This is a genomic window from uncultured Paraglaciecola sp. (genome assembly GCF_913058035.1).
Lineage (GTDB): Bacteria > Pseudomonadota > Gammaproteobacteria > Enterobacterales > Alteromonadaceae > Paraglaciecola.
In genome coordinates this window covers 1-15,289 of sequence record NZ_CAJXPA010000115.1, presented here as the reverse complement: position 1 = coordinate 15,289, position 15,289 = coordinate 1, and the positions used below count along the sequence as shown (strand labels likewise).

Annotated in this window: 12 protein-coding genes; 11 read left to right on the top strand and 1 reads right to left on the bottom strand. The window is 39.4% G+C overall.

What is annotated here, in order from left to right; genetic code table 11:
- The 4 genes from QZ562_RS14435 to QZ562_RS14420 all read left to right on the top strand — a co-directional run.
- Positions 1-426, top strand: a 426-nt coding sequence (locus tag QZ562_RS14435) for a hypothetical protein (RefSeq protein WP_293761502.1), incomplete at its 5' end; no start/stop codon positions are given.
- A 646-nt stretch (positions 427-1,072) separates the two neighbouring features.
- On the top strand, positions 1,073-1,459 hold the full coding sequence (locus QZ562_RS14430) for a hypothetical protein (RefSeq protein ID WP_293761500.1): 387 nt from the start codon (positions 1,073-1,075) through the stop codon (positions 1,457-1,459).
- A gap of 307 nt (positions 1,460-1,766) precedes the next feature.
- A complete protein-coding gene (locus QZ562_RS14425) occupies positions 1,767-2,903 on the top strand; it encodes an extracellular solute-binding protein (protein WP_293761498.1) in 1,137 nt (378 codons plus the stop codon).
- On the top strand, positions 2,900-4,954 hold the full coding sequence (locus tag QZ562_RS14420; protein ID WP_293761495.1) for an EAL domain-containing protein: 2,055 nt from the start codon (positions 2,900-2,902) through the stop codon (positions 4,952-4,954). Before QZ562_RS14425 ends, QZ562_RS14420 begins: the two co-directional genes overlap by 4 nt.
- On the opposite strand, the gene QZ562_RS14415 is transcribed toward QZ562_RS14420, so the two are convergent.
- The gene (locus tag QZ562_RS14415) at positions 4,937-5,398 is read right to left on the bottom strand and encodes an Lrp/AsnC family transcriptional regulator (protein ID WP_293761504.1); all 462 of its coding nucleotides are present in this window, start codon (positions 5,396-5,398) and stop codon (positions 4,937-4,939) included. The genes QZ562_RS14420 and QZ562_RS14415 overlap by 18 nt on opposite strands.
- Positions 5,399-5,561: 163 nt before the next feature.
- On the opposite strand from QZ562_RS14415, the gene QZ562_RS14410 reads away from it, so the two are divergent.
- The 7 genes from QZ562_RS14410 to QZ562_RS14380 all read left to right on the top strand — a co-directional run bounded on the left by QZ562_RS14410 (position 5,562) and on the right by QZ562_RS14380 (position 15,196).
- Positions 5,562-6,758, top strand: a complete 1,197-nt coding sequence (locus QZ562_RS14410) for a monodechloroaminopyrrolnitrin synthase PrnB family protein (RefSeq protein ID WP_293761492.1) — start codon at positions 5,562-5,564, stop codon at positions 6,756-6,758.
- Positions 6,755-7,891 (top strand): aminotransferase class V-fold PLP-dependent enzyme, encoded by a 1,137-nt coding sequence (locus QZ562_RS14405; RefSeq protein ID WP_293761490.1) that lies wholly within the window; start codon positions 6,755-6,757, stop codon positions 7,889-7,891. Before QZ562_RS14410 ends, QZ562_RS14405 begins: the two co-directional genes overlap by 4 nt.
- Positions 7,892-8,533: 642 nt before the next feature.
- On the top strand, positions 8,534-10,048 hold the full coding sequence (locus QZ562_RS14400; RefSeq protein ID WP_293761488.1) for an Hsp70 family protein: 1,515 nt from the start codon (positions 8,534-8,536) through the stop codon (positions 10,046-10,048).
- A gap of 340 nt (positions 10,049-10,388) precedes the next feature.
- Complete coding sequence (locus QZ562_RS14395; protein ID WP_293761485.1) at positions 10,389-11,552, top strand: histidinol-phosphate transaminase; 1,164 nt, start codon at positions 10,389-10,391, stop codon at positions 11,550-11,552.
- Between the two features lie 262 nt (positions 11,553-11,814).
- Positions 11,815-12,396 carry a TetR/AcrR family transcriptional regulator gene (locus QZ562_RS14390; protein WP_293761482.1) on the top strand — a complete coding sequence of 194 codons (582 nt, stop codon included), beginning with the start codon at positions 11,815-11,817 and terminating at the stop codon, positions 12,394-12,396.
- Between the two features lie 126 nt (positions 12,397-12,522).
- Complete coding sequence (locus QZ562_RS14385) at positions 12,523-12,978, top strand: (2Fe-2S)-binding protein (protein WP_293761479.1); 456 nt, start codon at positions 12,523-12,525, stop codon at positions 12,976-12,978.
- A 22-nt stretch (positions 12,979-13,000) separates the two neighbouring features.
- Positions 13,001-15,196, top strand: coding sequence for a molybdopterin cofactor-binding domain-containing protein (locus QZ562_RS14380; protein ID WP_293761477.1), 2,196 nt, complete (start codon positions 13,001-13,003; stop codon positions 15,194-15,196).
- The last annotated feature ends 93 nt before the right edge of the window (positions 15,197-15,289 follow it).

The following is a 15,289-nucleotide window of genomic DNA, read 5'->3' as shown; positions in this document are numbered from 1 at the left end:
GAGTTAGATGAAAGTTATCATAGAAGATTAGAAAACTTGCAGACTGAGTTCGAAGAGCAACTTGCTTCATTGTCTAAGGTGAAGGACAAAGTGCTTGAACTAATACCTAATGTATTGACTGGAAAAGTTAATTCTGATGAGAATGAAACTGCAAAATCTGAAAAAGTCATACATAAAACCCCAACAACAAAACTTCAACCAAGATCCGCCACTAAGACATCGACTATTGCGTCAATAAAAAGTATTGGTCCTGTCATGCAAAAAAAGCTAGCCGCAGAGGGGATCACAACTCTCGACGATATTGCTAATACTCCTAAAAGTAAGATTGAGTCATTGAAACAATTTGAAAAAGAAAGAGGATTTGATACATGGGAAAAACAGGCAATAGCATTGTTAGCTAGCAATTCAATCAAAGCAAGTTTATAGGGAGCAGGCTCTTATACTTGCACATAAATATGTAATATTTTTCAGAGCGATGGAGTGAAATGCAAAGGAAAACAAATTATTTGGAGTTGTAATAAGGCTCTTACTTTGCATTTTTAATTATAGTTGTGAATACCTCTGCACTATTTATCAGTCAATTTTTATTAGTCAATTATTCATTAGTCAATTTCCTCAAAAATTACTACTAGGTTATTTGTGTTGAAGTCTTATAACCTTCTTCGTCTATGCTGTTGATGAATCAAAGCTCAACGCGGTGCATGACGAATTAGAGAGTACGACGTATTTTCCTATCTATTATTGGTGGCTGAGCAGAGGCCCCCATCTGTCAGGCTGCAATAGCACAACAATTATTTAGGCATAAATCACACAAAGGACATTTTGGATGGTGTTTGGGTTTACTGTTTTAACTAATCTTACAGGCTTGGTATTCTTTTATTCATATTTAGGTGGGGTGTTCCGAACGTGCTTGTAATAATCTTGATTTTTGGGTGGCAGATGTACGGCTATCTTTTATTAATAAGTGAACAGTAACTACCGACCAAGTTGATCTAACGGACTTGAAAAATTAATGTCATGATTGGTCTAAAATCCTGTGCAGAAAATACTTGTTAAAGGTTTCAATTTGGCTATGTTAATTCCAACTAAGTTTCTTGATATGTTACCGCTACCGATTTTGGTTGTTGAGAAGACTGAACAAACTCTTAATCACCCTGTTGTATATTTAAACCTCAATTTTAGTAAAATTATTGGCTGGAATTTAGATGAAATACCAGACAAAGAGCATTGGTGGCGAACTGCATACCCAGATCCACAATACCAAAAAGTGGTCGAAAGATTATGGGAGATAAGCATTGAGTCTAAAAATTTAGACAACGATAACCTTGTCCTTATGACTGTTAACATTATGACAAAAAATAATGGAATTAAGCGGTTTAAGGTTTACACAGAAATGGAGAGTGCTTTACTAGACGGGTATTATGTTGTTGCTTTTGAAGAAATAATTGAACTTAGTTAATCTGTTAAATGTTTTTTAGTAGGTTTTAAATATATGTAAAAAAGATCTAAAATAAGGTAAAAACTAATAAACATGATAATAGCAAATTTAAGGTGCTTTCTTATTAAATGCTAATTGAAGGCTAACGGTAGCAACATAACTCATAGCGGTGTTTAACATACTCATTGATATGCTACTCAACTAATATTTCAGTTTATATTTTTATAAAACTTGTATAGTTTGTTGAACACATCTAATTTGCATGGTCTTCAAATTATAAATTTGTAATTGATAAAATTTGTTTTAAAAAGTGGAGTTTTAATTAGCAATGTTAGGGTACATCGTTCAAAAATTTGTAGTTATTTGCATCGGAGTATCACTTACTCTCGTTCCCGATTATGTATTTGCTGAAAGTCAACACGTACTCCGATTGCTAGTTTGGGAAGGCTATGCCCCAGAAATACAACGCAAAAAGTTTCAACAATTTATACTTGAAAAGTACTCAGTTGATGTTGTCTTAGAAGTTAATTATATCGTAGATGCAGAAGATGGTTTTGCGGCTTTACGGTTAAAAAAAGCAGATGTCGTTAGCCCTGCTCATAATCGTATTAATGACAAACGCTTCAAAATGATTGATTCGGGGCTGTTGCTGCCCCTTAACCTTGATAATTTACCCAACTACCAACAACTTAATCCGTCCTTCAAACAGCTTAATCATTTGGTAAAAGACGGAGTGCATTATGGTTTGCCATTCGCTTGGGGACCATATGGTTTGGTTTACAACACTGAATTCTTTGATAAAGCACCTCAGAGTTGGAATATACTTTGGGATCCTAAACATAGTGGTCATTTCAGTATTGCCGACTATGGTGAAATTAATATATATATTACAGCTCTAGCCATGGGTTATGACAGAAATTCACTAGGTGATTTTGACCGATTAAACAATAATGCATTTAAAGAAAAATTAGCAACCCTGTTAGGCAATGCGCATTCACTTTGGGTGGGGGTTGATACTGCCGATGATTTGCAACAAAAAAAATTAGCATCTTCCTGGGGGTTTTCTATACCTGAACTAAAACAGCGAGGTGAGACTTGGAAATGGGCATATCCTAAAGAAGGGGTTCCTGGCTGGATAGACAATCACGTGTTAAGTCAAGATCTTGCAAATAAGCCAGAACTAAAACGTATTGCAGAGGAGTGGATAAACTTCACTATTAGTGCCGAGTTCCAGACCAGTGTGTTAGTAGAAGCATTGAGTACTAACCCAGTCAACATGATCACGGTTGACACTGCTACTGACAAGCAAAAACGTGGTTTCTACGCAAAATCCCTTAATGATCCGCAAGCTTTTATTGTACTAATGCCAGAACTAGACCGACGAACTCGCAACGGAATGGATAACTTGTGGAATAAAGCATTAAAGAATTTTACAACCAATTCGAAAAGCGCCGACACAAAATGAAAGCAAGAAAACGCCCTTTTACCGACAGCCTTTCATACACACTCACTAAAAATAGTTTGTTAGTGACACTAGTGGTTGGTTTATTTCTTAGTTGTATTCAGATTGGCGTTGATTTTGTGAGAGAACAGGATGCGATAGAACAATTTGCATCTGAAATTCTTGCTGCTAATCAGTTTGCCGCCGCTGACGCTACTTTTCACCTTGATACACCTGCTGCTGAAGAAGTGGCTAAAGGTATTCTTCAGTATCAGTTCATTACATCGGTTATTATAACCAATGAGAGTGATGAAGTACTGACCCAACGCACAAGTGAAAATGTTAAAAGAGCAGAAAACGTCGAAGGTTATGAAATTTTTGGTGAAATCAAAAACTTTAATCAACCGTTATATTTGAAAAGTGGTGAAAACATCGGGAATTTGAGTATATATATTGACCCAGTCTTAGCTTCCGAAGGCTTCCTCGATCGGTCTGTGTTAGTGCTACTGTCTGGACTGGTACGAAATATCCTTTTGGCTTTCATTCTTGTTTTTCTTTTCTACAAGACGACCACAAAAAAGGTTCTCGCTATTGCAGTGGCGCTCAATAACATAGATTTAACCAATCAGAGCAAAAAAAGCCTTCCCCCAATTAATAATAAGCACAAAAATGAACTTGATGATCTAGGCGACTCTATTAACCGATTATTGGGTATTATTTATAACGATATGCAAAAGCGTGAACAAAGAGAAAAAGCTCTTCTTGATAGCCAAAAAGAACTTACCTACCAAGCTAATCACGATGTGTTAAGTGGCCTCGTTAATCGTAGGGGGTTTGAACTTCATTTATCTTACGCAATGGAAACCAAGCAGGCTGAAAATGCCGAGCATGTATTTTGTTACCTCGATCTTGACCAGTTTAAAGTTATTAATGATACCTGTGGGCATATCGCCGGTGACGAACTATTACGTCAAATTAGCCAGTTGCTAAAAAAACATATTCGTAAACATGACGTCTTAGCTCGTTTAGGGGGAGATGAATTTGGCATTTTGATGGTAAATTGTGGTATTGAAGATGCTAAATCTATCGCACAGAAGCTGATTGATAAAGTTAGCCGTTATCGGTTCCTATGGGAAGATAAACCTTTCGCTATCAGTGTCAGCATCGGTATTGCACCCGTCAGTGATTGCATTAACAACGCCAACGATCTGCTGCGTAATGCGGATATTGCTTGTTACGCAGCAAAAGATGCTGGGCGTAACTGCTTTCGCATTTATACCGAGAGTGTTTTGGATATAGCCAAGGTGCATGGCGAGATGCAGTGGGTCACTAAAATCAACTGGGCGCTAGAAAATAATAAATTTTGTCTTTATGCTCAAATTATTCAGCCCAATGTACTCACTGATACTTGCGGTTTTCATTATGAAGTGTTGTTGCGTATGGTTGATGAGTCCGGTTTGTTGGTTTCACCTAATGCTTTTTTACCCGCAGCAGAACGTTATCATCTAATGACAAAAATCGATAAGTGGGTGATTAGAAACCAATTTGATTACTTATCCAAAAATCCAGAACACCTGGCATCACTCGAACTGTGTTCTATCAATTTATCTGGGCCATCACTTACGGCACCTGGTTTTTTGCAAGCAGTGATTGATTATCTCAATTATTACCAGATCCCAGCAGAGAAAATATGTTTTGAAATCACAGAGACTGCTGCTATCTCTAACCTCACTGATGCGACAAACTTTATCGATGCAATGCACAAAAAGGGCTGTAGTTTTGCACTTGATGACTTTGGTACTGGATTGTCCTCATTCGCATATTTAAAATACTTGCCAGTTGATTTTTTAAAGATTGATGGTTTGTTTGTTAAAGGGATTGTCGATGACCCAATTGACTATGCCATGGTCAAATCTATTCATGAGGTGGGCCGCGTTATGGGTAAAAAAACGGTAGCAGAATTTGTTGAAAACAGTGATGTCGTATTAAAACTGAAAGAAATTGGTGTCGATTACTCCCAAGGGTATGGCATCGCCAAACCTTGCCCCATTGAAGAACTAAATTTTTATAGGTAAAACATTTCTAGAAAATGTTTGTTTCAATACCACGGTAGACTCAATTGTGGCAATGTAATCTATCGTACCTAAAGACTTTTTAACAAAGCTCTCATAGTCTTCCAAGTCTTCGGCAATAATTTTCAGCAAATAATCATAAGCTCCTGTGACTACAGAGCACTCTAAGACTTGCTCTAAGCGTGCAACGGTGTGTTCAAATTGTGTTGCTAATTTATCTGAATTAGCGCTTAAGCGCACAAAAGCGTAGACCAATACGTTTAAGTTAAATGCTTGGCGGTTAAGTGTTGCTTGATAACCTTCTATCACGCCAGATTGTTCCAATTTTTTTACTCGTCTTAAACAGGGGGTATCTGACAAATTAGCTTCTTGAGCCAGATTTGACATAGATATACGCCCATCCTGTTGCAATCTTTTAACAATGAATTTGTCTTTTTTATCTAAAATCACTATGGTTCTGCAGTAAAGTAGATTAATTCATTAATATATTAACAGTTATTAATGAATTTCACTATTTGCTTGGCTTTTATAGCCAAGTTTTAGCGAATTACTGCTTTATCATTCTGCTAGCATAGATTTATCCAGGTTATTCCCAATTTAGGACAGATAAGTGACCGCACACGCCCAAGTATTCGATCAGTGGATAAGAACTCGATTTTGTGATTTAAACACCGAGCTAGAACATCTTTATTGGCAACAAAATGACAAAGCCAACGTTGATAATGTCGGCGACGAACTCAAGCATCAACTCGAGATCGAGGGACGCTCTTTAATATTGCCATTACTTAATGAAGGCAATACTGACAACGGATTTGATAATGCTTTCGATTTATTGGGCAATGTGGGTCTTTACATGGGAGCTTGTCGCCGTCATGAAATTACTGAACCTTCAAGAGAGCAGTCCTCTCCTTTGATAGAAGCTTCGGCTTTAGCGATGCACATCGGCGCGTCAATTGGTGTGACACCAAGGTTTGCCACTGCTCATCTAACGACACACAACAAAGCGCTTAACGGCAGCTACAAGCGGTTTACCCATCTTGACGATGAAAAAGTGTTCATTGATTACAACACTAAAGCAATTTTGGCTTACAAGCGAACCGCGGATGCATTAATTAAGATCCAGCCTTTGGGGATTTCTCACCCGATTACGGCCGATTTGTTACACGTTGCTAAACAAGGGTTGAAGGATGTTATCGAATCAAATAAATTACTGTTTCAAAAATTAGATACCGATCGATTCTTTAACTGTGTGCGGCCATATTACAAGCCATATCGGGTTGGTAAAGAAGTCTATCGTGGAGCTAACGCTGGGGATTTTGCCGGTATTAATGTTATCGATCTGCAGCTTGGTTTATGTTTTGCCAATGAACCTTCGTATTCCCAAATGTTAGTCGACAAATTTTTATATATGATGCCAGAAGATCAATTAATTCTTCGAGAATGTATGCGCAGTACCAGTTTAATGGAGATTTTTTTAGACGCGCATTCTTCAGGTGCTCATAATGGTCACCAACAACCGTGGTATCAACAAAATTTAAGTCTGTTTTTAGATGTGTGTCAATTACATGGTAAAACCGCAATACAGCATCATAATCAATTAGTTGAACGATTTATCACCAAGCCATCAATAGGTATCGCACAGCAACATATGCAGAAAGTTACTGCTAGCGGCCCACCGTTGCATGAATTATTAGACACATTAGAAAAATTACGAGATAGACGCGCAGCCCATCAACGTGATGACATTCGAACCCGTTATGCTGATATTGAAGTTTTAAAAAGTAGCCTTGTTGAGGTACAAACATGAGCCAGTATAAGAATGATTTTTTGTTAGCTGATAGTAACTACTTATTAAATCACTCGGTAGGAAGACCACTCAAAACTATTGAAAAAGCTTTTAAAGATAGTTTTTTATCCCCGTGGCAAAACTCAGGAAAAGAACCTTGGTCGAACTGGCTAGATGTTATTAATGATTTTCAATCAGCATTGAGTTCATTATTTAATGCGCCAGCTGAGGAGTTTTGTCCGCAAGTTAACTTATCGAGTAGCCTAACAAAAATCCTGATGTCGCTGACCTCGTTAAATAAAGACAATGTAGTTATTTTAATGAGCGAAATTGATTTTCCTAGCATGGGTTTTGCGTTGCAAAAAGCGTTACCTAAAAGTGCAGATATTCGCTTTATAGATAAAAGTTTAGACATCACTAACGCCAATGTTTGGCAGCAACATCTAACCAAAGATATTGATTTAGTATTTGTGTCAAAGGCCTACTCGAATACGGGCCAGTTAGCTCCTATTCGGGAGGTAATAACACTGGCCAAAGAGCTAGGTATCATTTCAGTGTTGGACATTGCCCAATCTGCCGGTGTTATTCCATTAAATTTACAAGACGTTAGTCCTCACTTCATGATTGGCTCAAGTGTAAAGTGGTTATGCGGTGGACCAGGAGCTGCTTATTTATGGGTAAACCCAGATATTACCGAGCAATGCCAACCAAAAGACGTGGGTTGGTTTTCTCATGAAAATCCATTCGAATTTGATATTCATCACTTTAATTATAATCAATCGGCAATGAAATTTTGGGGTGGAACACCCTCCATTACCCCTTTTGCGATAGCTAGTCATTCTATTAACTACTTTGCCACGCTAGGCACAAGGGAGGAAAAAGGTACTAGTTACACCAGAGTACATAACCAATCGATGATCGATTTAATTGTGGATGAATTTGACACAGAAATAGTGTCACCTGTGAATAAAGAAACACGCAGTGGTACTGTGATTTTAGATTTTAAAGATAAACAAGCGGCTATTATGAACGCACTAAGGCATGCCAAGATAAGTGTTGATGCCCGGCATTTAGGCATGAGAGTTTCTGCACATATTTATAATGATGCAGACGACATACAACAATTTATTGATGTGGTCAAACAGCACTACTAAGTAATTTTATACTTTCTGATTCCGTTTCTATCAACAGACTTTGTTACAACTTTAACCGCGTCGCTTGGTAAGTCAAATGGATCAAAACTGAGGTAAGCCCCTGCGTGTTAAAATTCCCTGAGCTAGATAATTTATAGCCTATCAAAGTATATTGACTGTTTACACGTGGTTGAAAGTCTTCCGAGGTATCCAGAAAATTAAGCATACCTGTCTGCTACTTGGATTTATATCGATTGGTTTTGCTCCTTTCACTCTGGCTTTAATCGATAAAAAACCCACCGTTAACTTGAATTGAGCATTTTGGGAGTACAGTACTGCTATTTTCGCTTCACTTGACAGGCCTATAAACTTGGGCTTTGCAACGGCTGTCAAAACCCGATATTACGATGATTATAATAAGATTTATGAGGGTGAAACCACTGCTCCTATTTTTCTTCAAGACCGTCTGTTTTGTAATCATCTGTGTTCATATTGAAGATTGGTTTTTCTTTGAGTATTTTTACGTTTAGTTCACAAATATAAGATCTTAAATACAAAGAAACAATATCCTGATTGATTGGACTGGGTTTAAAACAATTAATGAACTGGATGTCCTTTTACATTACAATCCTTGACCTTATTTTTAGGTGACGAACGGCGGATATGGCAGCAATAGGTATAGATTATGGGACTTCGAATTCTGAGGTGGTGTATTTTGATGGTCAGCAGCATCATTTTGTTAAACTCGATCCAAGTCTAGAAGCAGCAAACAAGATTAGGTCTTCGGTGTTTATTTATTATAATGATGAGTTGCCTACACCTCCTATTTCTATGATTGAAGCGAAAATCTCGCAATTAAAGCGCGCTATTTCAGACAAGATTGATAAGGCCAAAGATGGCTATTACGAGGCTTCAGAACCAAGGGAGCAACGTATTCACAGCGAAAGGATAAATGAATTGCGCGCCGAGTTTCATGATGTCCCTGCTTTGCAAGAGCGTGCTATTGAACTTTTGTTGGAAAACATGACAGTACAAGATTTGCCGCTGCAACAGTTAGTTGAGACAGGTGAGTTTGCGTTTGGAGAAGAAGGATTTAGACGTTATTTAAAAACACCTGAAAAAGGTCGGCTTATCTATTCGCCCAAAAACTTTTTAGGTGCCAACCTAGTCGCAGGTCAGCATCAGGCGTTTGTTGGTTTGATAGCCAAACAATTAGAATTTTTCCGTTTAAGTGCCGAGCAGCAACTAGGTCAGTCTGTTGATACCGCAGTTATTGGTCGCCCAGTGCGCTTCCATGGCACTCGAGGGCAAGATGGGAACAACCAAGCTATCGATATCATGACCCAAGCGGCTGATATGGCAGGCTTCACTAAAGTCGATTTCCTTGAAGAACCGATAGCCGCTGCATATAAGATAGAACGCACGCTTGATAAACATACTAACGTGTTAGTGGTGGATATTGGCGGGGGTACGACTGATATTTGTTGCATTAAGTTGTCACCAGAAAAACTAGCCAATGTTGATCGCCAACAAGATGTCATGTCGGTAACGGGTACTCGTTTAGGTGGCATGGAATGTGACAAAAATCTAATCATAAAATCTATTGCGCCAACAATGGGACAAGGATTATTGATGTATAACGGTTTGCCGGTGCCACCTGCTTATTTTTCTGACATGTGCGCGGTAGATGACATTCCAAAGCTTAATCACTTTTTTTCGGATGAGTACTGGTTGGACATTGCTAATACAAAGTCCTTGGTGAAAGAGCCAAAGTTGTTAGAACGTTTGTTAGAAGTACAAGAAGAAAAATTATCAGCTAGATTAGTCAATTCATCACGATTAGCAAAAGAATTGCTTTCTTCAAAAGATGAAATCATCTTACCACTGCATTATATTGAGGAAGATTACGACGTAAAGCTAAATGTTGAGGAGCTTAAGCGTTCAATGCAATCTTGGTTATCTAGAGTGAAAAGTTTGGTGACCGAATGCCTAGAAAACAGCTCTGAACCGCCAGAGATGCTGTTTATAACTGGCGGTATGAGTTTGTCGCCTATTGTTAAAAAAGAGCTATTAGACATGTTACCTGGTTTGCCTCTTATGGAAGGTGATGCATTTAATTCTGTTTGTGAAGGCTTGGGTATTCAAGCGGCAAAATTATCCAATAATAGCTTAACTTAATCTATTGCTTATGACTCCCTAGCTTATTTTCCGCGATAGGTTAGGGGTGGTGATGTAAAGTTGGATTAAGGTTTGAAGTGTTCTTGTGCACGGATTTATAAGTTGTCTTCTATTTTAACAAATCTGTTGGCTCTTTGCTTTTTAAATATCAATGTATATGTATTGTTGCCTTAAGAAAGTAGTTCGATAGTTGGGCCCTTACAACTCGAAAATCTGGGCGTAAACAATAGCGATGAATAATAATTAGTTACTCAACAATTCATGTTTAATCATTTATGTCGTTTCTTTTTTGCACAGATACCATTAAAGTTGTTTGTATTCAAAGAAAGGAATACAAACAATGAAAACTTTGGGCATGCAACCTTCTCGTAGACAATTTATACAACAATTAGGTTTAGGCGTTGCTTGGTTAGGTTTAGCCACAAACGCGTCATTGGTATTTGCTAACCGCACAGCTATTTTACCTTTTCGCCAAAACGCTGCGTCACTATGGTTACATTACAATGAAAACTCTCTTGGCATGTCGCCCAATGCCTTATCAGCGGCAAAGTATGCCATTGAACGTTATGGTAACCGTTACCCAAGTGCGTCTGTTGATGAGTTTAAAGTTAAACTAGCAGACCATCACCAAGTTAAGCCTGAACAATTAATCTTTGGTAACGGTTCGACGGAAGTGTTACGAGCTATTGCGACCTATTCAGCTCAACAAAACGCGACTATGATTGAACCCTCTCCTACATTTGGTGCCCTCAAAGGTTATTGCAAGTCAGAAAACCTGAATGTCATTCAGGTACCAGTTGGGCAAAACTTCGAGATGAATATCGCAGCCATGAAAAAACGGGCAATGGCACAAACTGGCTTAGTGTTGATTAATATTTGTAACCCTAATAATCCCACTGGAAACATTATTGATTTCACAACCATGTTTGATTGGATAAACAATGCGCCAGAGACACATTTGTTTTTGCTCGACGAAGCCTATTTTGATTATGCTCAAGCCAACGCCCGTTATAAAAGTGGATTAGATTTAATTAACCAAGGTAAAGACAATGTTGTCATCAGCCGAACGTTTTCTAAAGTACATGGTATGGCTGGTATGCGCATGGGCTATGGTATTGCCACTGTAAAAACAGCCAATAAAATAAAGCCTTTTGCCGCAGGGTTTAACCTAAGCGCAGCGGGTATAGCTGCCGCATCTGCTGCACTTGATGACAAGTTGTTTTATAAAAAGAGTATTGAATACAACCAATTATCTAAATCGATTTTAGTCGATACCTTAAATGAATTGGAATTAGAATATGTACCCAGTGACACTAATTTTATTTTGCATAGAATAGGCTCTCCATTGGCTGATTATGCGGAACATATGCAGCAAAACGGCGTGCGTGTAGGCAGAAAAATGACTCTTGACGATCGCTGGAATCGTGTGTCGTTAGGCACCCCTGACGAAATGAAGATGTTTTCCCAAACCTTAAAAGCGTTTAGACAAAAGGGTTGGGTGTAGTCGCGCTCTTATTCGGAATAGAATACGCCCCCTTTTCCCAACTAAGTTATACGGAGTTTACACCCATCGATTGATAAATCGCTGTACCCAAAACTGTTAGAAGTTTATGGCTGTTGTAATTGTTTTTATGTTGGATACCAACGTAAATCAAACATAAATTATAATTGTCAATTTGCGATTTTATAATGATATTGACTAGTCAGTCATATATGTATAGTGTTCGTTTTTGTTAGTCTCTTTAAACTGATTCTTGGGATAGCCGTTGGTTAACAACATCAATAATATAAAAAACGAAAAAATTCTTGAGGCGGCAATAAAGTTGTTGTCCGTACAAGGAACATCGGTGCCTACAGCCAAAATTGCGCAGCAAGCGGCAGTTTCAAATGGCACATTATTTAATTATTACCCTACTAAAAAAGCGTTGTTAGACGGTGTCTATCTTTCGATTAAAAAAGAGGTCTCAGCGCACGTGATCAACCAGGTTGCTAGGGAAACCAAACATATCGAGGATCTAGTTTTGTATCTGTGGCAGCAATACATCTCATGGGCGATGGCTAACACGCTGAAACAGCAAGTCGCAAGTCTACTTAGGGGATCCTTTGCGATTTCAGATGAGGCTAGAGCATCGGTTGATGAGATTTTTAGTTTCATCAATATAAAACTGGAAGAAGCACAAAACAAACAAATAATTCGCGATATGCCAACAGAGTTTTTGTGTGAAATCGCGGTGGCTCAAATACTAGCGACGATACAACATGCGAGAATTAACAATTTGACTCAGCAACAGCTGAGCCAGTTAATTCAGCAAAGTTTTGAAGTGTATTGGAAAGGTATTAAAACCTAACATGGTCTTTATAGTGAGAACTTATTTGGCCATGTTTACCCCTTTTATTGGTGAGACAATCTAGGCATACAATGACAATATGCACGATACGTTTTCTTGCAACGATATTTAAAACAAAGGTAAAACATGATTGAACTCAAGGTTAATGACCAAGTACAACAAGTTGATGTAGAAGCAGATACCCCGCTTTTATGGGTTATCCGCGAACAACTTAATCTTATCGGCACCAAGTTTGGCTGTGGTATGGCTCAATGTGGTGCTTGTACCGTGCATTTAAACGGCCAACCTATTCGCTCTTGCGTCACTCCTATCTCTGCAGTGGAAGGGCAAGCAATTACCACTATAGAAGGTATTGCGGATGACAACGGGAAGTTATCAAAAGTACAACAAGCGTGGATTGATGAACAAGTGCCACAATGCGGGTATTGTCAATCAGGTCAGATTATGTCTGCTGTGGCGCTGCTAAAAAGTAATCCCAATCCTTCTGACAATGACATTGACGCTGCTATGAGCGGTAATGTTTGTCGTTGTGGTATGTATGGCCGCATCAAAAAAGCAATCAAAAACGCTGCGTTAGTATAATAATTTTGCAAGGGGAAATGTTATGAGTAAATTGACGCGAAGAGCTTTTTTGACTGCAGGCCTGATTATCGGCGGTGGACTGATAGTTGGTGTGGCGATCCGTCCGGGTCACCGTACACCCAAGTTAGCAAAATTTATGCAGCATGATGACGAAGTACTGGTCAACGCATGGGTAAAATTACTTCCTGATAACAGTGTTACAGTCATCGTATCTCATGCTGAAATGGGACAGGGAGCACAATCAGCGCTCGCTATGATGTTAGCTGATGAAATGGACGTGGATTGGGACTCAGTCACAATAGAAGAGGCGCCTGCTCATGATGAATATGCCAATTTTCACATGGCTAGAGAATTTTTGTTACCTGGGAAGATGCCTGGTATTGTCAACCAAACTATCAATGGTGTGTTTCTGACGATTTCTAAAACTATCGCGCTGCAAGTCACAGGCGGAAGTTTTTCTATACGCTCAACTGGTGAGCGCGGTATGCGAGTGGCGGGTGCTGCTGCAAGAGAATTGTTGATGCAAGCGGCTGCGCAAGAATGGCAAGTTGCAGTGACTGAAATTAGAGCGGATAAAAGTTACCTGTATCATGATGCAACCGCCCGTAATGCACCCTATATAAAATTTGCCAAAACGGCTGCAGAGCAACAGGGTTCGGAATTCCCGACACTCAAAATACCTCAACAGTTCAACCTTATGGGCAATGAAGACATTCAGCGTCTGGATATTCCAGAAAAAGTAGACGGCACTGCTAAATTTGGCATTGATGTGGTGTTGCCTGGTATGAGATACGCAACGGTTAAAACGTCTCCGGTTTTTGGAAGCAAAGTCGAGATAATCGATGCATCCTCCGCTGAAAAAATGAAGGGCGTGATCAAAGTGGTGAATCTTGGTGATGGCGTAGGTGTTATTGCGGATAGTTATTGGCAAGCTAAAAAAGCTATCGCGGCAGTGACCGTTACTTATTCCGCTAGTGAATGGGATAACACCAGTACTGACAGCATCATGGCGCAATTTCGAACAGACATGGACAAAGCTGTCGCCAACGGCGATGAGGAAGAGGATTTTTCCGAGGGGGATGCGCGTAACGTTATCGAGTTAGCCGCTAGCGTCATCACAGCAGAATATAGTGTACCTTACTTAGCGCACATCACAATGGAGCCGATGAATAGCACCGCTTTAGTTAAAGACGGCAAAATTGAAGTGTGGGGTGGTACACAAAACCCATTAGGCATTAGAGCTGCGATAGCGGAAGAGTTCGATATCGATGCAGACAACGTGGTGATCAACAATGTTTACTTGGGTGGCGGATTTGGGCGTAGAGCCATGAAAGATTACCCCATTCAGGCGGTAAAATTGGCGAGTGCTTTGCCTGGGGTTCCGGTAAAAATGATTTGGTCTCGCGAGGAAGATGTGCAGCATGACTTTTATCGTCCAGCGATTGTAAGCCGTTTCAAGGCTGTGTTGGGTAATTCTGGTTTGCCTACTGCTTGGGAAAATCAATATGTTGATAAACATGAGCCTAAAGAGGCGCCGTACATTCCTTATCAGGTCGATAATCAGTTTGTGCATTTCATAGAAAGCCCAACACACATACCTTTTGGTCCATGGCGTAGTGTTGACCATTCCCAGCATGCGTTTTTTACCGAATCTTTTATTGATGAACTTGCTCATGCAGCAGACCAAGACGCGTTTCAATATCGACGGACATTGTTGCAGTCAGAGCCACGTTATCTGAAAGTACTTGATGCGGTTGCAAAAATGTCAGATTGGGAGCGCCCTCTACCTCTGGGGTGGGGGAGGGGAATTGCTATTCATGGTTCATTTAATAGTATTGTTGCCGAAGTGGTCGAAGTCGATATGTCTAGTGGCTCACTAAGAGTTGATAAGGTTTTTTGTGTCGCAGATGCAGGCTTTGCTTATTGCCCTAATGCGTTTAGAGCGCAAATGGAAAGTGGTATTATTTTTGGTTTATCCGCTGCGATGCATGGCGAAATCACCATCAAAAATGGTGCTGTCATGCAAAGTAACCTGCATGACTACAAAGTGATAAGAATGAACACTGCGCCAGACATTTATGTTGAAATTATCAACAGTGGCGAAAAAACTGGTGGTGCTGGCGAACCAGGAACCCCTCCGATAGCTCCGGCATTAACCAACGCTATATTCGCTGCAACGGGAAATCGAATTCGAGACTTACCCATTAAAATTGCCTGAGGAAGCAGCGTTTTCTAAAGCGTTATAGAAATCAAACACTTGATTTACCTAGGTAAATCAAGTGTTTATTTTTTTAAGACGCCTATTTAGAGC